Annotated in this window: 20 protein-coding genes, 1 pseudogene and 1 riboswitch; of the genes and pseudogenes, 10 read left to right on the forward strand and 11 right to left on the reverse strand. The window is 62.8% G+C overall.

All coding sequences use genetic code 11. The annotated features are described in order from the left end of the window. Positions 1 to 205 precede the first annotated feature (205 nt). Positions 206 to 640 carry a hypothetical protein gene (locus EN807_RS13825; RefSeq protein ID WP_127313801.1) on the forward strand — a complete coding sequence of 145 codons (435 nt, stop codon included), beginning with the start codon at positions 206 to 208 and terminating at the stop codon, positions 638 to 640. A gap of 184 nt (positions 641 to 824) precedes the next feature. Here EN807_RS13825 and EN807_RS13830 read toward each other — a convergent pair whose 3' ends face one another. After that, positions 825 to 2,531: an HAD family hydrolase gene (locus EN807_RS13830; RefSeq protein WP_135935307.1), complete on the reverse strand. Its 1,707-nt coding sequence runs from the start codon at positions 2,529 to 2,531 to the stop codon at positions 825 to 827. Between the two features lie 197 nt (positions 2,532 to 2,728). Next, positions 2,729 to 3,013 carry an acylphosphatase gene (locus EN807_RS13835; RefSeq protein WP_135935308.1) on the reverse strand — a complete coding sequence of 95 codons (285 nt, stop codon included), beginning with the start codon at positions 3,011 to 3,013 and terminating at the stop codon, positions 2,729 to 2,731. Between the two features lie 147 nt (positions 3,014 to 3,160). Between EN807_RS13835 and EN807_RS13840 the strand changes: the two genes are divergently transcribed. After that, positions 3,161 to 3,973, forward strand: a complete 813-nt coding sequence (locus EN807_RS13840) for a hypothetical protein (protein ID WP_135935309.1) — start codon at positions 3,161 to 3,163, stop codon at positions 3,971 to 3,973. Further along, complete coding sequence (locus EN807_RS13845; protein WP_135935310.1) at positions 3,966 to 4,718, forward strand: metallophosphoesterase; 753 nt, start codon at positions 3,966 to 3,968, stop codon at positions 4,716 to 4,718. The genes EN807_RS13840 and EN807_RS13845 overlap by 8 nt, the downstream gene beginning before the upstream one ends. Positions 4,719 to 4,734: 16 nt before the next feature. Here EN807_RS13845 and EN807_RS13850 read toward each other — a convergent pair. The 5 genes and pseudogenes from EN807_RS13850 to EN807_RS13870 form a co-directional block, all read right to left on the reverse strand. Beyond that, a pseudogene (locus EN807_RS13850) lies at positions 4,735 to 5,925 on the reverse strand (NADH-quinone oxidoreductase subunit D). 56 nt (positions 5,926 to 5,981) lie between these two features. Continuing rightward, positions 5,982 to 6,422, reverse strand: coding sequence for a hypothetical protein (locus EN807_RS13855; RefSeq protein WP_127313795.1), 441 nt, complete (start codon positions 6,420 to 6,422; stop codon positions 5,982 to 5,984). Positions 6,423 to 6,703: 281 nt separating this feature from the next. Further along, entirely contained in the window at positions 6,704 to 7,063 is a 360-nt protein-coding gene (locus EN807_RS13860) for a nuclear transport factor 2 family protein (protein ID WP_135935311.1), read from the reverse strand. Positions 7,064 to 7,179: 116 nt separating this feature from the next. Further along, the gene (locus EN807_RS13865) at positions 7,180 to 7,404 is read right to left on the reverse strand and encodes a hypothetical protein (RefSeq protein WP_135935312.1); all 225 of its coding nucleotides are present in this window, start codon (positions 7,402 to 7,404) and stop codon (positions 7,180 to 7,182) included. Positions 7,405 to 7,519: 115 nt separating this feature from the next. Further along, a complete protein-coding gene (locus EN807_RS13870; protein ID WP_135935313.1) occupies positions 7,520 to 8,641 on the reverse strand; it encodes an NAD(P)/FAD-dependent oxidoreductase in 1,122 nt (373 codons plus the stop codon). A gap of 275 nt (positions 8,642 to 8,916) precedes the next feature. Between EN807_RS13870 and EN807_RS13875 the strand changes: the two genes are divergently transcribed. Continuing rightward, the gene (locus EN807_RS13875) at positions 8,917 to 10,293 is read left to right on the forward strand and encodes an aspartate aminotransferase family protein (protein WP_135935314.1); all 1,377 of its coding nucleotides are present in this window, start codon (positions 8,917 to 8,919) and stop codon (positions 10,291 to 10,293) included. 145 nt (positions 10,294 to 10,438) lie between these two features. After that, positions 10,439 to 10,550, forward strand: a riboswitch (TPP riboswitch). Then, complete coding sequence (locus EN807_RS13880) at positions 10,541 to 11,143, forward strand: YkoF family thiamine/hydroxymethylpyrimidine-binding protein (protein WP_135935315.1); 603 nt, start codon at positions 10,541 to 10,543, stop codon at positions 11,141 to 11,143. Its footprint overlaps the riboswitch before it by 10 nt. Positions 11,144 to 11,244: 101 nt before the next feature. Here EN807_RS13880 and EN807_RS13885 read toward each other — a convergent pair whose 3' ends face one another. The 4 genes from EN807_RS13885 to EN807_RS13900 form a co-directional block, all read right to left on the reverse strand. Further along, a complete protein-coding gene (locus EN807_RS13885) occupies positions 11,245 to 12,393 on the reverse strand; it encodes an alcohol dehydrogenase family protein (protein WP_135935316.1) in 1,149 nt (382 codons plus the stop codon). Between the two features lie 8 nt (positions 12,394 to 12,401). Further along, positions 12,402 to 13,781 (reverse strand): aspartate aminotransferase family protein, encoded by a 1,380-nt coding sequence (locus tag EN807_RS13890; protein ID WP_135935317.1) that lies wholly within the window; start codon positions 13,779 to 13,781, stop codon positions 12,402 to 12,404. 35 nt (positions 13,782 to 13,816) lie between these two features. Then, complete coding sequence (locus tag EN807_RS13895; protein ID WP_135935318.1) at positions 13,817 to 15,310, reverse strand: NAD-dependent succinate-semialdehyde dehydrogenase; 1,494 nt, start codon at positions 15,308 to 15,310, stop codon at positions 13,817 to 13,819. Between the two features lie 128 nt (positions 15,311 to 15,438). Next, the gene (locus tag EN807_RS13900) at positions 15,439 to 15,927 is read right to left on the reverse strand and encodes an Lrp/AsnC family transcriptional regulator (protein WP_127313787.1); all 489 of its coding nucleotides are present in this window, start codon (positions 15,925 to 15,927) and stop codon (positions 15,439 to 15,441) included. A gap of 83 nt (positions 15,928 to 16,010) precedes the next feature. Between EN807_RS13900 and EN807_RS13905 the strand changes: the two genes are divergently transcribed. The 5 genes from EN807_RS13905 to ehuD all read left to right on the forward strand — a co-directional run bounded on the left by EN807_RS13905 (position 16,011) and on the right by ehuD (position 20,774). Beyond that, a complete protein-coding gene (locus EN807_RS13905; protein WP_135935319.1) occupies positions 16,011 to 17,396 on the forward strand; it encodes a PLP-dependent aminotransferase family protein in 1,386 nt (461 codons plus the stop codon). A gap of 124 nt (positions 17,397 to 17,520) precedes the next feature. Beyond that, the gene (gene ehuA / locus EN807_RS13910) at positions 17,521 to 18,306 is read left to right on the forward strand and encodes an ectoine/hydroxyectoine ABC transporter ATP-binding protein EhuA (RefSeq protein WP_127313785.1); all 786 of its coding nucleotides are present in this window, start codon (positions 17,521 to 17,523) and stop codon (positions 18,304 to 18,306) included. 93 nt (positions 18,307 to 18,399) lie between these two features. Beyond that, the gene (gene ehuB, locus EN807_RS13915; protein WP_029350588.1) at positions 18,400 to 19,251 is read left to right on the forward strand and encodes an ectoine/hydroxyectoine ABC transporter substrate-binding protein EhuB; all 852 of its coding nucleotides are present in this window, start codon (positions 18,400 to 18,402) and stop codon (positions 19,249 to 19,251) included. Between the two features lie 187 nt (positions 19,252 to 19,438). Then, positions 19,439 to 20,098, forward strand: coding sequence for an ectoine/hydroxyectoine ABC transporter permease subunit EhuC (gene ehuC, locus EN807_RS13920; protein ID WP_135935320.1), 660 nt, complete (start codon positions 19,439 to 19,441; stop codon positions 20,096 to 20,098). Between the two features lie 16 nt (positions 20,099 to 20,114). Next, positions 20,115 to 20,774, forward strand: coding sequence for an ectoine/hydroxyectoine ABC transporter permease subunit EhuD (ehuD, locus tag EN807_RS13925; RefSeq protein WP_029350592.1), 660 nt, complete (start codon positions 20,115 to 20,117; stop codon positions 20,772 to 20,774). The last annotated feature ends 6 nt before the right edge of the window (positions 20,775 to 20,780 follow it).

The raw sequence follows: 20,780 nt of genomic DNA on the forward strand, positions 1-20,780 counted from the left end.
GGCCGATGCACGCAAAACGACCACTCTTGCCTATGGTTCCGATGGGAGCCTCCGATGACCCCGCAGGCATCGAGCGCTCATGACAGGACGGCGCCGTCAGAAAAGTGATCGAATGGTCCGCGCATAAGGGCCTTGTCGGCGTCGTGGAGCGCCATAATTTCCATTTCAGGGTGGGACGAACTCACCTACTGAATAGGAGGCGGCCGTGAAGCACCAGACACTTGACCAACTGCATACCGTTGCCGACGTTCACGCTGAAGCAACAGACCTCGTAGCGACCCGAAGCCAGCGTCTCGAACGTTGGGCGAAACTGCTGGAGAAAAATCCCGATCGGCGTCTCGAAGCGCTGACGGGCACCGAATATAAGTCCCCTGAGATACGCGAAAAAATGCGTTACAACGACTCGCCTCTCACGGTTGCCTTCGAGGACCCGATCTTTCGTGCGCAAGGCTTGAGAGACGACACGTACGGTGAAGCCAGGCGCTTCTTCGAACTGACTGACTGGCAGTTGCACGAAATTGTCTGCCACTGCCATGTCGGCGCCACGATACGAGCGCGATGGGCTGCCTCTCGCGTCCGTGCGGCAATGTCCGAGAAGTTCGGTTTCTTCGCCTGGCTGCGAGGAACATTCATGCATTGACGCTACGGGCATTCACGCTGCCGGCATTCACGCTAGGGGCCGGCATGTCGGGTGATGGAGGCGGCGAAGCGATTTCCACGCCTCACATCAGTGGTCGTTGATGTGCGGATATGCCGTTCGGCGGCGATCCGCCATCGGCGAAGGTCGATACAATGAGCCTCGATACCACAGCCATGGGCTGATTTCAGTCGGCGGGCGCCGTGTAGCGGCGGTGGACCGCTTCCGCGATGGCGGTGCGGCTTCTATGCGGATCGAGACTATCGTCATCCTCGATGACAGCCGCTTCCTGCGCAAGTCCCTGGTCTTTGACCTGGTCGCGGAACCAGGCCGAATAGTCGCCCGCGCGCAAGTGATGCTCCCAGGTGCGGTCGTCGATCCCCTCGGCGATATGGAGGAACATCATGAGATTTTGCGCTTTCAGGTTGAGCTTGCCGTCCGCGCCGCGGAAATAGAAACTATTGTCGCCAAGATCGCCCTCGGCATACTTGCGGATATGGCGCTTGCGTTCCTGCCGGGGACGCTCGATGGAGATCGGTCTTGCGGGACCGCCTGTCGACCGGTTCCAATACAAGACCTTGTTTTCCGGCGGCGGCACGACGCCCTGCGGCACGTCCTCGCCAATTGCGGCACAGAAGCTTTCGACGACCTTGTCGGCTTCCGGGCCAAGAGCCAGCACCGTGTCGACACCTGCCAGCACGTCCCGCGAAACCAGATCGGGATGAACGGTGACCAGAATGGTCGCCGAAAGGCTTTTTGGAAGCGCAAAGGATGTGCCATCCCGCGCATGCGGCAACAGGTGGTGTGCCTCGTCGATGATCAGCCAGTGCGGGCGTCCGGTGCGGGCGCGAAGCGCGGCAAGCTCCGGCAGCAGCTTGGCGAAGGCGTTTGGCCGCTCCGCGGTCTTGATCCCGAGCATGTTGACGGCGACATTGTTGGACGGCTTGGACAAGAGGTCGAAGATTTCGCGCGAGCTCGGCGGGCTTTTGGCGTCGCCAACCACCAGCACGTCCTCCAGTTCCTCGTAGTCGCCCTCCGGGTCGAGCACGCAAAACTGGAAGCCTTGCTCGACGAAGCGTTCGGTCAGGGCGGTGGCGAGGGTGGATTTTCCGATCCCCGACGTGCCGGCCAGCAGCACGCCGCCGCCGCGCGGTGAAAGGTGCATCACCGCGCCCGATCCGTCGTCCGCGCCAATCTCAATGCGTTGCCGCGCCGTGTCCAGCAAGGCGGCGTCATGCGAGATGAGGCCCTCGATCAACTCCCTCACGCCCGCGCCGCGGGCACCATTCGTCACGTGGCCTGCCGTCTCCCTTACCTTCGGCAGTGCATTGGCGACTGCAACTCCGAAGCCGACGGCGCGCAGAAAGGCATGGTCGTTCTCCGCATCGCCGATGCCGACGACGTTGTGGGCGGACAATCCCAGATCCTCGAGGGCAGCCGCAAGACCGGTCGCCTTGTTGACCCCGCTCGGCAGCACCATGACGGCACCCTTGTTGAAGATGATCTCCAGCTCCAGGCCAAGGTCCTTGATCACTTCCAGCACGATGGTCTCGTTGGGCTCCCTGGTGGCGACGACGGAACGTCCCATCGACAGGGGCGCGATCTTGCGCATCATCAGCCTGTCGACGAATTCCGCCGGAGGCGCAGGCGCCAGGATACGCTCCTCCTTCGAAGCCGGCGTGTAGACGAGCGCGCCATTTTCGGCGACGACCTTGTCGAAAATGCCAAGCTCCGGGAAAACGCTTTCGAGGTCGGCAAGCTCGCGACCGGTGACCATTATCAACTTGCGGCCGGTTTCCTTCAGCCGCCCGAGCGCGGCACGGGTTTCATCGGAAACGATCCCGTTTTCCGCGAGCGTTCCGTCGTAGTCAGTGGCTAGTGCAAGAGCATACATTGAACTGTCCGTCGGTAGTCCGAAGCTGACCCGAGAAGCTTTCTCGCCGAACTGAGCGGAAAGCCATCTGCTCCAGTGACTTTGTCTTGGCTGATCGGTTCAAACGGCGCTGGCTGCCGATTGTTCCCGGCGGCGGAAGGCAAGAGTTGCTGAGGCCTGGCTTTTGCTAAAGCATTTCCAAACCCGGTACCCGCTTGCTAGCCGACAATCCTGAATCCGTTCGGCTGCTGGCCGGGATCGACCTCTTGGGATTTCACGCTGGAGACCGACGCCCCGGTCGGCCCTTCCCACAACCGGCTCATCATCGTCGAAACCGCGCCCTCGGCTCCGACGATCAGTGCCGTTACGGATCCGTCATCCTCGTTGCGAACCCATCCGGACAGACCGAGCTTCTCGGCTTCGATCCGTGTCCACACGCGAAAAGAGACGCCTTGCACCCTTCCACTCAGCCTGACGCGTACCGCTTTGCGCCCGTCCTCCATGGTCACCTCCTTGCAGCTGGTTTGTCCACACCTTCAACTCACTAGCGGCGAAAAAGGCTCCGCCTTGTCGGCAACGGAACCATGGGGCGGCGGCTTTGTTTAAAGACGGACAGTTGCAGGTTGCGGGTGCCTCGGAGCCACGATTTCATGACCAACGATTCTCCAACGGGAGGCGCCATCCCGGCATCCGTTCCCACGATCGATCCAAAAGCCGCTCCGACGCTTCAGCACGTCGAGGCCGAGGTATTCTACACCGAGGCGATCCGCGAGCTTGCCGCGACGGATATTCCCTTTCTTATCGCTGGCACCTATGCGGTGAGCGCCTACACGGGCGTTACGCGCCAGACGAAGGACCTCGATATCTTCTGCAAGGCAGGCGACTACGCGCGCATTCTCGCCCATTTCAAGCAGGCCGGTTATGCGGTCGAGATCGTGGACGATCGATGGCTTGGAAAGGTCTTCAAAAGCACGCATTTTTTTGACGTCATATTCGCATCGGCTAACGGCACCATGCCGGTCGGCGACCAATGGCTGGAGCATGCACGGCAAATCGAGCTGCTGGGCAGTAAGGTGCGGATCGTCGGTCCGACCGAGCTTATCTGGTCCAAGTGCTTCATCCAGGACAGAGGCCGCCACGACGGCGCCGACGTCGCTCATACAATCCTCAAGGCGCAGGATCAGATCGATTGGCACCGGCTGCTTTCCTATCTGGAGGTTCATTGGGAGGTGCTGTTGATGCAGCTTCTGAATTTCCGATGGATCTATCCGAGCGAGCGCGATCATGTACCGGGCTGGCTGCTCGACGAATTGCTTGACCGTCTCGCCAAGCAGAGGGAACTGCCTACTCCCCGAATGAAGATCTGCCGCGGACGCCTGCTTTCGCCGACCGACTACGAGATCGACGTCAAGGAGTGGGGCTTTGCCGGCGTCGGTGGAACAGGAGAATTTCGTGATGGCTGAGAACGGCATAACCGCCAAGGCAAGGGTTGGGAACGGCGACACCGTGAGGATTGCGGCTGTCGGCGACCTGCACGTGAGGGAAGACGCCGAAACCTCTTGTCGTGATCTCTTCGGCGAGGTCTCGCGCGAAGCGGACGTCCTCGTCCTCACTGGCGACCTTACCAATCTCGGCAAGCCCCGAGAGGCCGAAATCCTTGCGGAGGATTTGCGCGCCTGCGCAATCCCGGTCGTCGCCGTGCTCGGAAACCATGACTATGAATCCGGTGCGGTCGAGGACGTCGCCCACATCCTTCGGCAGGCAGGCGTCCATCTTCTTGACGGTCAGACGACAGAAATCAAGGAGGTCGGCTTTGTCGGCGTGAAGGGTTTCATTGGCGGTTTTGGATCACGCATGCTCGGCTCGTTCGGCGAGCCGGCGATCAAAGCGATGGTCGCTGAAAGCGTCAGCGAGTCGATGCGGCTCGAAAACGCAATGCGGCAGGTTCGCACCAATCGTACGCTCGTCGTCCTGCACTACGCTCCGGTCGTCGAGACAGTCGCTGGCGAGCCATTGGAGATTTTTCCGTTCCTGGGCTCGTCGCGCCTGGCGGAGACGATCGATCGGTTCAAGGTCAGCGCCGTGGTGCATGGCCACGCGCATCGCGGCGTCTATGAAGGTCGCACGCCCGGCGGTGCCCCGGTATATAACGTCGCCATGCACGTGGCGAAGCCAACCGGCCGTCCTTACGCCTTGCTCGAAATCTGAAACACCCTGTGGGTGGTCAGCGGTCGATCTCGCCGAACACGATATCGAGCGACCCGATGATCGCGGCGACATCGGCGATCATGTGTCCCCGCGACAGAAAATCCATCGCTTGCAGGTGGGCAAAGGACGGCGCCCGGATCTTGCATCGATACGGAGTATTGCTGCCGTTCGAAACCAGATAGACGCCGAACTCGCCCTTCGGTGCCTCCACCGCGGCGTAGACCTCGCCGGCGGGCACACGAATACCCTCCGTGTAGAGTTTGAAATGGTGAATGGTCGCTTCCATCGAGCGTTTCATCGTCGCCCGCGGCGGCGGCGTGATCTTGTGGTTCGCAATTGCCACCGGTCCGCGGCCTTCCGGCGACCGCAGTTTTTCCACGCACTGTTTCATGATCCGGACCGACTGGCGCATTTCCTCCATGCGGACGAGATAGCGGTCATAGCAGTCCCCGTTCTTGCCGACGGGAATGTCGAAATCCATCTCGGGGTAGCACTCATATGGCTGCGCCTTGCGTAAATCCCACGCCGCTCCCGATCCGCGCACCATCACACCAGAGAAGCCCTAGGCCCAGGCGTCGTCCTGCCCGATCACACCGACATCGACATTGCGCTGCTTGAAGATGCGGTTGCCGGTGAGCAATTCGTCGAGGTTGTCGCAGACCTTGAGGAACGGGTCGCAGAAATCCCAGATGTCGTCCAGAAGCTTCGGAGGCAGGTCCTGATGCACGCCGCCGACCCTGAAATAATTGGCATGCATGCGGGCGCCGGAGGCGCGCTCGTAGAAAACCATCAGCTTCTCGCGCTCGGCGAAACCCCAGAGCGGCGGGGTCAGCGCGCCGATATCCATCGCCTGTGTCGTGACGTTGAGGAGATGCGACAAGAGCCGGCCGATTTCGCAAAAGAGGACACGGATGAGCTGTCCGCGCCTGGGAACTGATATTTCGAGCAGCTTCTCGGCGGCGAGGCAGAACGCATGCTCCTGGTTCATCGGCGCCACGTAATCGAGCCGGTCGAAATAGGGCAGGGCCTGCAGATAGTTCTTGTACTCGATGAGTTTTTCCGTGCCGCGGTGGAGCAGGCCGATATGGGGATCGGCGCGGTCGACGATCTCGCCGTCCAGTTCCAGCACCAGCCGCAGGACGCCGTGAGCAGAGGGATGCTGCGGCCCGAAGTTGAGGGTGAAGTTGCGAACTGCGGCCTCGACCATGACGGTGCTCCGCTGTACCGAGTTTACTGCCGAAGCCGCGTGCTCCGGTCCGCCGATCAGGTCGTTGTCTGGATGATCAGCGTCAGCGTGCCATCGCCATCGATGTTGGCAGCGACAACCTGAGAGGAATCAAGCCCGCTGGCCGCCAGCGCCGTTGCTGCCTGCGGCGACGCATCGATCGAACTCTGCAGGGCCAGCAGATCTTCAACGCTGGTCTGAGTGATCACGGCTTCGGCTTGTGTCTTGAGTTCCGGAGGCAAATCCTCGAGGGCGACGATCGCAATGCCAGTAAAGTTCTGGTCGGTGAAACCTTGATCCGGCACGGCTTGGTCGGGCAGCGCCTGGTCAGGCGGCGTCTGGTCGGGCAGGGTTGGATCGGGCAGGGCTTCCGGGGCAGGGGGGGCGATTTGGGGAAGTTGCGGGTCGGTGGATTGCGCGTGGATCGGCTGCGCCAAGGCCAATCCTGAAAGGGCGGCAATTGTCGTCAACATGCGCATGATCGTTCCTTCCGTTTCCGTTTTGCTTGAGGAGGATCACCTGGTGACCACACAACCATCGTGCCGGATTATGGTTCCCGGTCCGTCACGGATATCGCTATGGTCGAGCCTATCCCGTCGTGCGTGGTCGAGTGCATGACACAGAATGTTCAGGTCGCCAGTCCGGACCAGTCATTGGGTTCACTCCTTGCGCAGCTCCGTGCGCTCGTTCGGACGCGGAAGGACGCTGTAGCATTTGGTTTGCGCATGATCCCTAGCGAAACTCATGCATCGGGCCGACGCTACGCAACGGAGAATCGATCGATGACCCATAGCCATGTTCCGTCGTCTTGGCGGCGGGCGACCTCGGCGGTTACGGTGCCGTCAGGAAGACGGGTTGACGTGAGCGCCAAATCTCCGCTGACAACAGCCGGGGCTTGATTTCCGGCAGCAAATTTTCGGCCCGTTGCGGTGATGTCCGCGAAGAGTGCCCGGATCGCTTCGCGGCCCAGCGTCAGTCGCCCCTCACCGCTGTCGACGACGGCGTTGGGTTCAAAAAGCGCGGCCATGCCGTTGATGTCTCCCACCCACTGCCGAGAGATCAGCAGGCGCTCCAAATCCTGGGGATCGCGGGCTGGCTCACGGCTTGGTTCATCGGTCATGGCGAGGACTCCTCCGACGCTCGGTACCAAGCGTTCGATCCTCCGTCAAATTTCGTTGGACGGGTATCCGGCCAAGCTCCGCCATAAGCCGATCGCGAGGTTGAGCAGCTTGGCGGTCATTCTTCCCAGTCGACATCGCGGTCCGCAACGCGCCATTCGGCGGCACCGGCGCGGCACCGGTGGCTGCGGCTGTGGTTGAGGAAGTCGGCGATCCTTGCCGCTGACTTCGCCGAGGGGAAGGTGAGCAACCGATCGCGATGGACGACGGGCTCGCCGGTCTCATTGTCCCAGATCTCGAACCGGCAGCTTGGGTTTGGTATGGCTTCGAAACGGTTCTTCATATCGATGGTCCCGGTAATCGAGGGACCCAGGTTCTGCGACCCCGGCTTACAGATGGCTTACGAGCGTTTTGGATTATGCTTTTGGCAGCGGGCACGCTCGCGCAGGTCGCCTCGATTAGCTTGCCTTTGGCGCGAGGCGCTGCGCGACATGGTCGGCGATCGCCAGGCTTGAGGTCAGGCCGGGGCTCTCGATGCCGAACAAATTGACGAGGCTCTCCACGCCGTGCACCGCCGCGTCCTGGATGACGAAGTCGGCATTGACTTCGCCGGGACCGGAGAGCTTCGGCCGGATGCCGCTATAGGCCGGCTTCAGGCTGCCATCGGCGAGCTCCGGCCAGTATTTGCGGACCTCGTCGTAAAAGCGCTCGCCACGCGCTGGATCGACGCGATAGTCGAGTTGATCCGTCCATTCGACGTCAGGCCCGAAGCGGGCGACGCCGTCGAGGTCGAGCGTCAGATGCACGCCGAGCCCGCCGGGTTCGGGTATGGGATAGACCAGTCGCGCGAACGGCGCCCGGCCGGCGACTGAAAAATAATTGCCCTTGGCGTAGCGTAGTTCTGGCACGAATTGCCGGTCGAGCCCGACAAGCGAGCCGGCAAGTGCCGTGGCGCCAAGCCCGGCGGCGTTGATGAAGCGCGCGGTGGCGATTTCAAAGCGCTCGCCGCTGGTGCTGTCGACCGTGTCGAGCACGATGCGCCCACTCTCGATGCGGCCGGCGACGATGCGGGTGTTGAGACTGAGTGTCGCCCCGTGCTCCTCGGCGTCGCCCAGCAGCGCCAGCATCAGGGCGTGGCTGCCGATGATGCCGGTCGCGGGAGACAAAAGGGCCGCCGTGCATCGCAGCTTCGGCTCCAGCCTGCGCGCCTCGGCGGCGGTTAAGGGCGTCAGGTTGCCCGCGCCGCAAGCAGAGGCGTTGGCCAGGATGGAAGCGAGCACCGGCTCCTGTCCGGCATTCGTGGCGACGATGAGCTTGCCGCAGCGCGCATGCGGCACCGCCCGCTCCTGGCAATAACGGTAGAGCCTTTCCCGGCCTGCCACGCAGAGCCGGGCCTTCAGCGATCCGGCCGGATAGTGGATGCCGGCATGGATAACCTCGGAATTGCGCGAGCTAATCCCGGTGCCGATGGCGTTCTCGGCTTCGAGGATCAGGGTGTCCATGCCGCGCTGCGCCATCTCGCGCGCGATCGCGAGGCCGACGACCCCGGCGCCTGCAACGATGCAGTCGACATGGTCCACGATCAGGCCACCTCAGCCTCGATGTTGTGCCTGGTGAGCCGTTTAGGAATGACGGCTCGGCGATGCGCACAGCCGGCTTGTCGCAGGTTCTCGCGTTTTGCGGCCTCGAAGTTGAAATTCTGCATGTCTTCCGTCCATCCGCCAGCGCTTTCGAAAGGGCTTGACACCCTTACAAGAAACAGATGCAGCAAACAGCATTAATGCCAGAGGGACCTGCCGATGCGCGCCGAACGGCGGCAAGGACGCACGTCCCGGCATGCAGGACAGGAACCATCATGGACGCTCGACCGAATTCTCCCGAGGCTCGCGACATCAGCTACCACATGCACGGCTACACCAATGCCCGCAAGCATGAGGAAGCAGGGCCGCTCGTCATCGAGAAAGGCGACGGCATCTATGTCGAGGATCTCGCCGGCAACCGCTATATCGAAGCAATGGCCGGGCTTTGGAGCGTCGCGGTCGGCTTCTCCGAGAAGCGGCTGGTCGACGCGGCGGTGCGCCAGATGTCCAAGCTGCCTTACTATCACGACTTCGGTTCCAAATCGCATTCGCCGCTGATCGATCTCGCCGAGAAGCTTGTGCAGATGGCGCCAGTGTCGATGAGCAAGGCGTATTTCACCAATTCCGGCTCCGAGGCCAACGATACGGCCATGAAGATGATCTGGTACCGGTCCAATGCGCTCGGCCAGCCGGCACGCAAGAAGATCATCAGCCGCAATCGAGGCTATCACGGCGTCACCATTGCCGCGGCAAGCCTGACCGGACTGCCCAACAACCACATTTCCTTCGACCTGCCGATCGCCAATGTGCTGCACACGTCGACGCCGCACCACTGGCGCGAGGCGCTGCCAGGCGAGAGCGAAGAGCAGTTTTCGAGCCGGCTTGCCGACGACTTGGAAAAGCTGATCCTGGCCGAGGGCCCGGAAACCATCGCCGCCTTCTTCGGCGAACCGATTATGGGCGCCGGCGGCGTCATCGTTCCGCCGGCCGGCTACTGGGACAAGATCCAGGCGGTGCTGTCGAAATACGACATCCTGCTCGTTGCCGACGAAGTCATCTGCGGCTTTGGCCGAACCGGCGAAATGTTCGGCTCGCAGACCTTCGGCATCAGGCCCGACATCATGGTGCTGTCGAAACAGATCTCTTCATCCTACCTGCCGATCTCGGCCCTGCTGATCAACGAAAAAGTCTTCGAGCCGATTGCCGACGAAAGCAATCGCATCGGCACCTTCGGCCACGGCTTCACCGGCGGCGGCCATCCCGTTGCGGCCGCGGTCGCGTTGGAGAACCTGAAGCTGATCGAGGAGCGCGATCTCGTCGGCAATGCGCGCACGGTCGGCGCGCATATGCAGAATCGGCTGCGCAAGTTCGCTTCGCACCCGCTTGTCGACGAAGTGCGCGGCGTCGGCCTGATCGCGGCGGTCGAACTGGTCGGCGACAAGGCGGACAAGACGCCGTGGGAGACGGCCGGCGCGCTGGGCAGGCTCGTCAACGGTTTCATGCAGCAGAACGGCGTCATCTCGCGCAACATGGGCGACGCGCTGGCCTTCTGCCCGCCGCTGATCATCACCGAACCCCAGGTCGATCAGGTGGTCGATGCGTTTGAAAGATCGCTCGAAGGCGCGGTCAAGCAGGTCGGGTCACTGAACTGATCAGGTCGTCCGAAGGCAGAGGCTGAATGGGGGTCGGTGATTGGCGAAAGTCGGCAGCTTCGCTGGCGGCGCCACGCTCGGCAATTGGTCTGAAGCGATTGCCCTGGACCGTACTTGAACATCGTTCGCGCAGCTGCTACGTCGCCCATATCGACAGGGGCGCTCCGTATTGCCGGGGCTGAGATGGAAGGTGCAAGCCTTCGGTCCCTCAAGCTGATCTGGGTAATGCCAGCGGAGCGAGGCGACTATGTTTTCAGGTGCACAGATTTCCCTGTATCCGATGTGCGACGATTTCGTCGGCGTCATCCTCAAAGCAATTTCGGCGATGGATTTCTATCGGCCGAATTTCCGCATTGAGACCGACGACATCTCGACGCTGATCGTCGGCCCGCCGGAACAGCTTTTTCCGGCCATACGCGATCTGTTCGCCTCGGCGGCGGCAAGTGGTGTGCATTGCGTCTTGTCGGCGACGGTGTCGCGCGGCTGCCCCGGCGAGCCCGACGATCCAATCTGCACACCGATTTCCGGCAGCAGCCACGAACTCTCCCTGGCCGAGCGCATCGGCGCGGCGCGGGCGCATGTCGACGGTGCGAAAAAGCTCGAACAAGAGGTCACCGCGCAGTTCTCGCTCTATCCGCTCGGCGAAGGCCATCACATGGACGAGATCTACGGCTGCATCGACTTCCTCAAGACTTCGGGCGTCTTCGACAAGTCGAAGAACTTCTGCACCAAGCTGAGAGGCGACGCTGGGCCGGTGTTCGCGACGCTGTCGGAAGCCTTCCTTCGCTTCGGCGCGCCGCAAGGCCATGTCGCGCTCGACCTCACAGTGTCGGCGAACAGCCCGAGCTAAGGTGTGTCGATATTCAGGTGATGCCGGCCTGCGAACGGCGGTTCCCTGCGCTTCCGGTGCTCACGTACTTTAGTACGCTCCGCTCCGGTTCTCGGAAACCATCATTCTCGGCGCGGCCTGACCTGAATCTCAACACACCGGGTTGCTCTATCATTGGCGGCCGAAACGGCATCCGGAACGACCACCAGCTTGCCGACAAAGTCCTTGGCGATGAAATCCGCCTGGGCGCGGTGGAAATTGGAGAGCTTGTAGACACCGCCGACCAGCGGCCGGATCTTCTTCTCTTCGATGTAGCGGACGATACGGCGAAAGTCCGCACGCGTGCCCTGGCTGGAACCGTGCAGCTGCAACTGCTTGAGATACATGGTGCGCAGGTCGAGTTGCACGACCGGGCCGGCAATCGCGCCGGCCGTTGTGTAGCGGCCTTCGGGCCGAAGAATGCGCAAAAGGTCGTTGAAGATGGCGCCGCCGACCAGGTCGGCAACCACGTCGATCGGCTGGCCTCCGGTCGCCGCGTTCACGGCGGCGGGCAGGTCAGCCACGCCGCGGGTGATCACCGCCTCGGCGCCGATGTCGAGCACGGCCTGTTCCTTGCCCTTGCCGACGACGGCAAAGGGGATGGCGCCGCGCGCCCGCGCCAATTGCACGACGCCGGAGCCGACGCCGCCCGACGCGCCGGTGACCAGCACGCGCTCGCCAGCCCTTAGTGCGGCGCGTTCCAGCATCTGTTCGCCGGTGAGATAAGCGCAGCAGAAGGTGGCGAGTTCGACATCGGCCAGCTCGGTGGCGACGACATGGGCGTTCTCGGCCGGCACGGCCTGGTATTCGGCATAGCCGCCGTCGCGGCCGTGGCCCATATAGTCGATGTCGGCGAGGGAATCGTCGTCGCGGTTGTAGATCGAGAAATCGACCATCACCCGCTCGCCGATGCGGGCCGAAGAAACACCGTCGCCGACCGCGACGATGTGCCCGACGGTGTCGGTGCCCTGGATGCGCGGGAAGGTCAGTGTGTTGCCTTGCCGCCGCCAGGTCGACACGGCGGCAGCATCTTCTTCCGTGCCATAGGCACCCTGGCGCACCCAGACATCGGTGTTGTTCATGCCGCAAGCGGTCACCTTGACCAGCACTTCGTCAGGCGCGGGCGAAGGCACTTTCACGTCGGTGCGGTAGACGAGCTTTTCCGGCCCGCCGTGGCCGACCAGCTGCACGGCGGCCATGGTGGCGGGGAGGGTCTTGGTCATCGCGCTCATATCAGCCTTCAGACGTTGGCAAACACGCTTTTCACCGCATCAGCCGTTTTTGACACTACGATGTCGGCCTCTTCGCGCGTCAGGCAGAGCGGCGGCGCGAAGCCCAGAATGTCCCCCTGCGGCATGGCGCGGCCGATGACGCCGCGCTCGCCAAGGGCTGTCGCGACCTGCGGCCCGATCTTTTGCGAGGCATCGAAGAACACGCGGTCGTCCCGGTCGGCGACGAATTCGATTGCCGCCAGCATGCCGTCGCCGCGCACCTCGCCGACATTTTTGTGGCCGCCGACGGCTTTCGCTAGTTCGGCGCGGAAATAGGCGCCGGTCTCGCCGGCGTTGGTCACCAGGTCCATCTCGTCGATCAGTTCCAGGTTGGCGACGCCGGCGGCGACGCAGATCGGATGCGCCGAATAGGTCCAGCCATGACCGAGCGAGCCGAGCTTGTCGGAACCCTGCACCAGCACCTGCCAGACCTTGTCCGAGACGATGACGCCCGACAGCGGCGCATAGGCCGAAGTCAGGCCCTTGGCGATGGTGATCAGGTCGGGCTTGATACCGTAATGGTCGGAGCCGAACATCGTGCCCAGCCGGCCGAAGCCGGTGACCACTTCGTCGGCGACGAGCAGTACGTCGTACTTCTTCAACACTGCCTGGATTTTTTCCCAATAAAGAGCGGGCGGCGGCACTATGCCGCCGGTGCCGAGGATCGGCTCGCCGATGAAGGCGGCGACCGTGTCCGGGCCCTCAGCCAGTATCATTTCCTCCAGCTTGTCGGCGCAGTATTGGGAAAACTGCTCCTCGCTTATCGAGCGGTCGGCGCGGCGGAAGTAGTAGGGCGCCTCGGTGTGGAGGATCGGCGCGCGCGGCAGGTCGAAAGCGTTGTGGAACAGGTCGAGCCCGGTCAGCGACCCCGTCATGACGCCGGAGCCGTGATAGCCGCGCCAGCGCGAGATGATCTTCTTCTTCTCCGGCCGGCCGAGCACGTTGTTGTAGTACCAGATCAGCTTGATATTGGTTTCGTTGGCGTCGGAGCCGGAGAGGCCGAAATAGACCCTCGACATGCCTTGCGGGGCGCGGTCGATGATCATCTTGGAAAGCGTGATCGAGGCCTCGGTGCCGTGGCCGACATAGGCGTGGTAATAGGCCAGGTTCTTGGCCTGCGCGGCGATGGCATCGGCGATCTTCTGCCGGCCATAGCCGACATTGACGCAATAGAGCCCGGCGAAGGCATCGATGCTCTTGCGGCCATTATTGTCCCAGATGGTGACGCCTTCGCCGCCGGCGATCACGCGGGTCGGGCTCTCGCCGCGCGCGTGGGTACCCATATGGGTCGAGGGATGGAAGAAGTGGTCGCGGTCCCAGGCGGCGAGTTCGTTGGACTGGTCGAGCATCTTTTTTACTCCTGAGGAAAAGTGTCGGGCGCGGCTTACGCGACGTCAAGGCAGAGATATTTGAGATCGGTAAAGGCTTCGAGCCCGTGGCGCGAGCCCTCGCGGCCGATGCCGGACTGTTTGACGCCGCCGAAGGGGATCGGCGCCCCGGTGATCTTCACGCGGTTGATGGCGACCATGCCATAGTCGAGCGCGCGGCCCATGCGCAATTGGCGGCCGCCGTTCTCGGTGACCACGTAGGCGACAAGCCCGTATTCGGTGGCGTTGGCGCGAGCGATGACCTCGTCTTCACCGTCGAAGGGCGTGGCGGCGGCGACCGGACCAAACGTTTCCTCGCGCATGATCAGCGCGTCGTCGCTGACATCGGCGAGCAGGGTCGGGCGGTAGAACAGCGGTCCTGCAGAATCGCGTTTGCCGCCGGTGAGGCAGCGTGCGCCATGGGCGAGCGCATCGGCGACCTGCTCCTCGACCTTCTTGACCGCGCGCTCATGCATCAAGGGCCCGATGTCAGTGTCATCAGCCAGGCCATTGCCGGTCCGCAGCATCTCGATGCGCCTGGCGAAGGCGGCGCAGAAACGATCGTAGATCGGGCGCTGGACATAGATGCGGTTGGCGGCGAGGCAATCCTGGCCGGAAGTGGCGAATTTGGCATCGACGGCTATGGTCACAGCCTTGTCGAGATCGGCGTCGGCGAAGACGATCAGCGGCGCGTGGCCGCCAAGCTCCATCACCAGCCGCTTCATCGTCGGCGCACTTTGCGCGGCGATCAGCCTGCCGATCTCGGTCGAGCCGGTGAAGCTCATGGCCCGGACGCGAGCGTCTTCGCACATCCGCCCAACGATGGTCGAAGCCTTGCCGGTGAGAACGTTGAAGACGCCTGCCGGCAGGCCGGCGCGTTCGCCGAGCTCGGCCAGCGCCAGTGCCGACAGCGGCGTTTCCGACGAAGGGTGCGCGACGATGGTGCAGCCGGCGGCAAGGGCGGCCGCCGCCTTGCGGGTCAGCATGGCCGCGGGAAAATTCCACGGGGTGACAACGCCGACGACGCCGAGCGGTTCGCGCCGCACCATCATCTCGGCGTTTGGCAAGTGGCTGCTGACGCTTTCGGCGTTGAGCCGTTTTGCCTCCTCGGCATACCACTCGACGAAGGAGGCGGCGTAGTCGATCTCGCCAAGCGCTTCCCTAAGCGGCTTGCCCTGTTCGAGCGTCATCAACAGCGCCAGATCATCCTTGGCAGCGATGATCAGGTCGAACCATTTTCGCAGAATTCTCGCGCGTTCCTGTGGGAGAGCCGCGCGCCAGGAGGGAAAGGCGCGGGAGGCCGCGTCGATCGCCTTGCTCGTCTGCCTGCTATCGAGCGCGGCAACAAAGGCGACGGTGGCGCCGGTGGCAGGATCGGTCACCTCAAAACTCTCGGCGGCTTCACTCGCAGTCCAGTGGCCGTCGACATAGGCGAGTTCGCGCAGCAGCCGGCGGTCGGCGAGGCGGTCAAGCGCTTCATGGCGCTGTGGGCGGGCAAAATGCGCGGACATTTCGATGTCTCCCGTTCGAAGTGATACAGGAAGATTATTCGCGCGACCCAGACAGAGAGGCTGTTTCGGCGCCCGCGCGTAGAAAGATTGTCTCTATTGCATCGCTCGGGCGGACGATCTCTCTAGGGTCAGGACGCCGGCAACAGATCCGCCACCGGCAAGGCGACTTCCTCCTTCACTGTCTTGGTGACGATATAGGTAAAATAGCGGTCGATGCCGATCTCGCGTTCGAGCAGGACGTCGACCAGCCGCTGGTAGGCGTCGATGTCGCGCGCCATCACTTTCAGCAGATAGTCGACGCCGCCGCCCACCGACCAGCAGGCGACGATTTCGGGGACGTCGCGGATGACGCGCTCGAAGCGGTCGAAATCGGCCTGGCGGTGGTTGGCCAGCGTCACCTCCATCAGTACGGTTGCGACCGGCGCGACGGCGCGCATCGCAACCTTGGCGTGATAGCCGGCGACGATGCCGGCCTTTTCCAGCTTGCGCAGCCGCATCCAGCACGGCGTCGGCGACAGGCCAACCTTGTCGGCGAGCGCCAGCTTTGTGATGCGCCCGTCGCGCTGGACCGCGTCAAGGATTTTGAGGTCGATCTGATCGAGTTTCGGTGCGGCCATGAGCGTCCACTTTTTCGTCCCCGACACCATGACGGCGCATTATTTCGATTGTCAATTGCACTGATTTCGATCTCTAATATGTCATGACATTGTGGCGTCCAGATCCCGCGCTCATCCGGCGGCCGGCCTATCAGTCGCTCGCCGACCAGTTCGCGCGCGCCATTCATGATGGACGGCTAGCCAACGGCGCGCGGCTGCCAACGCATCGCCGGCTGGCCGACGAATTGAAGCTTTCGGTGCAGACAGTCAGTCGCGCCTATGAGGAACTGATCCGCCGGGGCCTGGTCTCCGGCGAGATCGGCCGCGGCAGCTTCGTGCAGACGCTGCGCCGCGAGCCCGAGCCGCCGTACCTGCCGGAGCGTCTTGGCGAGGTCATCGACCTCTCCATCCTGAAGCCGGTTTGCGAGCCGATGCATCTGGAGCGGCTGAAACAGGCGCTTGGCTGGCTTGCCGAGAACCTGCCGTCGAGCTCGGCGCTGTCGTTCCGGCCGAACATGGTGTTCCCGCGCCACCGCGCGGTGGCGGTCGAATGGCTGCGGCTGTGCGGTCTCGATGTGTCCGCGCAGAATGTCAGCCTGACCAACGGCGCCACGGTCGGCATGACGGTGGCACTGATGAGCGTGGCGCCGCCCGGTTCGACCGTCGCCACCGAGGCGATCGGCCACCACACTCTGATCCCGCTGGCGCGCTATCTCGGCTTCAACCTCGAGGGCCTGCCGATCGACGATAATGGCCTGATCCCGGAGGCGCTCGACGAGGCGTGCCAGCTTTCCGACATCCGCGCCGTATTCGTGCAGCCCTCGGTGATCAATCCGACCGCAACGCTTATTGGCGCCGCGCGGCGCGAGCAGATCGCCGCGGTGGCGCGCCGGCACGACATCGCCATCATCGAGAACGACGTGCTCGGCCCGCTGGTCGAGGGTCGTCCGCCGCCGGTCGCCGCCTTCGCGCCCGAGCGCACGCTCTACGTCACCTCCTTCACCAAGATCGTCGTGCCAGGCCTGCGCATCGGCTATCTCGCGGCGCCCGACCGCTATGTCGCCGCCGTCGCCAACCGGCATCTCGTCTCCAACTGGATGGCGACGCCGCTGGTGGCGGAGATCGCGACAAAATGGGTGACCGACGGCACGGCGATGGAGCTTGTCCGCTGGCAACGTTCGGCACTGCGGCGGCGGCAGGAGATTGCCGCTCAGGTGCTTGCCGGGGTCGACTATCGTGTCCATCGCGACGGATTGCATCTGTGGCTGCAGCTGCCCGGCGACCGCGCCGAGGAGAGTTTCGTCTCGCAGGCCCGTTTGCAGGGCGTGGCGATCGCGCCAGGCACATCCTTCCGTATTTCGCAGGGGCCCTGGCAGCCGGCAGTGCGCATCTCGCTGGGCTCGACTACCGAGGAGGAACTGCGCGCCGGCCTGAGCGTTGTCACCAAACTTCTGCTCGGCGATCCGGAGCATCTCCTGCTGGCGATCTAGGCGAAGATCGCCGCGGAATTGTGCGGAGCCAGAAACATTGTCATGAGTTTATTTTCCTGATTGACATGATTTGGCACGTTCCGCATCGTTGAAGGCACCAAGCTTCTCCAGCACGGGGAATTCATTGTCCGCGCCCATCATCAAGATCGACGGCATTTCGAAAAGCTTCGGCACCTTCAAGGTGTTGGACGGCCTGTCGATGCAGGTCATGCCGCGCGAGAAGCTGGCGCTGATCGGCCCATCCGGCTCAGGCAAGACGACGATCCTGCGCATCCTGATGACGCTGGAGAGGATCGACAGCGGCCACATCCAGATCGACGGCGAGCAGCTCTACCACATGGAGCGCAACGGCCAGTTGCTGCCCGCCGACGAACGGCATCTGGCAAGAATGCGCCAGAAGATCGGCATGGTCTTCCAGCTGTTCAACCTGTTTCCGCACAAGAGTGTCATCGACAACGTCACGCTGGCTCCGATCTTGACCAAGGGCATGTCGCGCGCCGCCGCCGAAAAACGGGCGATGGAACTGCTCGACATGGTCGGCATGGCCGACAAGGCCAGAGCGATGCCGGCGCAGCTCTCCGGTGGGCAGAAGCAGCGCGTTGCCATCGCTCGCGCCTTGGCGCTGCAGCCCAGGATCATGCTATTCGACGAGGTGACATCGGCGCTCGATCCGGAACTGGTCGAGGAGGTGCTGAACGTGTTGTGGCGGCTCTGCTCCGAGACAGACATGACCATGCTGCTCGTCACCCATGAAATGGGTTTTGCCCATGATTTCGCCGACCGGGTGCTGTTTTTCGACCGCGGGAAAATCGTCGAAGAAGGCAAGCCCGACGAGATTTTCCGCAATCCCAAGCAGGAGCGCACGCAAGGCTTCCTGAAGAAGATCATCGCGGCCGGACATCGCGTCTGACCGCCATGCCAAGGCGGCGAAGCCGTCCTCAAGGGGCGGCGAAGCCTCCTTTAGAACGACCAAACCAAGAAGAGAAGCAAGGAGTTGGGAACAATGAAGAAACTTGGCATTCTGGCCGGCGTGGCCGGTGTTGCACTAACCGCAATTCTGGCCGCCTCGACCGCGGGATCGGCCGACGACAGCAAGCTCGAAGAGCTCAAGGCACAGGGCTTCGCCCGCGTCGCCATTGCCAATGAGCCGCCCTACACGGCGGTTGCGGCCGACGGCAAGGTTTCGGGCGCGGCGCCCGATGTGGCGCGTGAAATCTTTAAGCGCCTCGGCGTCAACGACATCGTCGCCTCGATCTCGGAATATGGCGCCATGATTCCCGGCCTGCAGGCCGGCCGTTTCGACGTCGTTACCGCCGGCCTGTTTATGAAGCCGGAGCGTTGCGCGGCCGTTGTCTATTCGGAGCCGGTGCTGTGCGACGCCGAGGCGATGCTGGTGAAGAAGGGCAACCCCAAGGGCTTCAAGAGCTACGAGGATGTCGCCAAGGATGCCACCGCGACGATCGGGGCGCCGGGCGGCGGCACCGAGGAAAAGCTGGCGCTCACCGCTGGTGTGCCACGTGACCGCGTCATCGTCGTGCCGGACGGCCAGAGCGGCCTGAAGATGCTGCAGGACGGCCGCATCGACGCCTATTCGCTGCCAGTGCTGTCGATCAATGATCTGGTCAAGAAGGCCAACGATCCGAACCTCGAAGTTGTCGCTCCGGTGGTCGGCGCGCCGGTCTATTGCGACGGCGCAGCCTTCAAGAAGGGCGACGAAGCGCTGCGCGACGCCTATGACGTCGAGTTGGCCAAGCTGAAGGAGTCCGGTGAATTCGCCAAGATTATCGAGCCTTACGGCTTCTCGGCAGCGGCAGCGATGTCGACAAGCCGCGACAAGCTCTGTTCGGCAAAGTAGGCGCGTTTTACCTTCTCCCCGTTGACGGAGAGAAGGTGGCCCGAAGGGTCGGATGACGGGTAGCGCCATACTTTAATTGTTTCGCGCTGCCCCTCATCTGCCTGCCGGCATCTTCTCCCCCGTGAACGGGAGAAGGACGCTGAAACCAAAGTCTCGCTAGACGTTCAACGCGGAAACTCTCGACCCAATGACCCAATGGTCCGGCTATTTCGGCCTGATTTTGCAGGGAGCGCTTGTTACCATCGAGCTGACGCTGATGGGGTCGGTGCTTGCCCTGATCATGGCGTTTCTCGCCGGGCTGGGGCGGCTGTCGCGTTTTTTCGCCATTCGGGCGCTGGCCACCGCCTATATCGAATTCTTCCGCGGCACCTCGATCTTCGTGCAGTTGTTCTGGGCCTATTTCGTGCTGCCCTTCATCGGCATTTCACTGACGCCGCTGCAGGCGGGCGTGCTGGCGCTCGGCCTCAATGTCGGCGCCTACGCGGCGGAGGTGGTGCGCGGCGCCATCCAGTCGATCGGCCGCGAACAGTACGAGGCCTGCACCGCGCTCAATCTCGGCCGCTGGCAAGGCATGCGCCATGTCATCCTGCCGCAGGCGCTGCTGGTCATGCTGCCGACCTTCGGCAACAACGCCATCGAATTGCTCAAGGCCACCGCCGTCGTTTCGCTGATCTCGCTGGCCGATCTGACCTTCCAGGCGCAGGTGGTGCGCTCGCAGACCGGCAACACGCTGGTGCCGTTCACCACAATTCTCATCATCTATTTCGTCCTTGCGCTGATCATTTCCTGGGGCGTGAGATCGCTGGAACGCCGGATGGCGCGCGGCCTCGACGGGGTGCGCGTATGATGGATCGGGCCTCATAATGGAGTGGGATTGGAATTTCGTCTGGGAGATCATGCCGACGCTGATCCAAGGCGTGAAGATCACCATCCTGGCGACGCTGCTCGGCTCGGTTCTGGCCGCGATCGTGGGGCTGGCCATCGCGCTGGCGCGGCGCTCGCCGAACAAGGGCTTGTCGCGCACCGTCGGCTTCCTCGCCGAATTCATCCGCGGCACGCCGCTTTTGGTGCAGCTCTATTTCATCTTCTACGTGCTGCCGGATATCGGTATCCTGCTGCCACCGCTGGTGGCGGGCGTCATCGGCCTCGGCCTGCATTACGGCACCTACACGGCCGAAGTCTATCGCGCCGGTATCGAGAATGTGCCGCGCGGCCAATGGGAAGCCGCCAAGGCCTGCAATCTGAACGCCAGGCAGACCTGGACCCACATTATCATGCCTCAGGCGATTCCGCCGATGATCCCGGCGCTTGCCAACTACTTCATCGCGATGTTCAAGGAGACGCCGCTGCTGTCGGCGATCACCGTGCTGGAACTGATGAACCAGGCCAAGAGCGTCGCCAACACCTACTACCGCTATGTCGAGCCGATGACCTTGGTCGGCGCCTTCTTCCTCGTCATCAGTCTTTTCTCGGTCGTGCTGCTACGCTGGCTGGAACGCCGTTACGGCAAGATCGAGAGGTAGTCTTTC

This window comes from Mesorhizobium sp. M5C.F.Ca.ET.164.01.1.1 (assembly GCF_004792125.1).
GTDB classification, from domain to species: Bacteria; Pseudomonadota; Alphaproteobacteria; order Rhizobiales; family Rhizobiaceae; genus Mesorhizobium; species Mesorhizobium wenxiniae.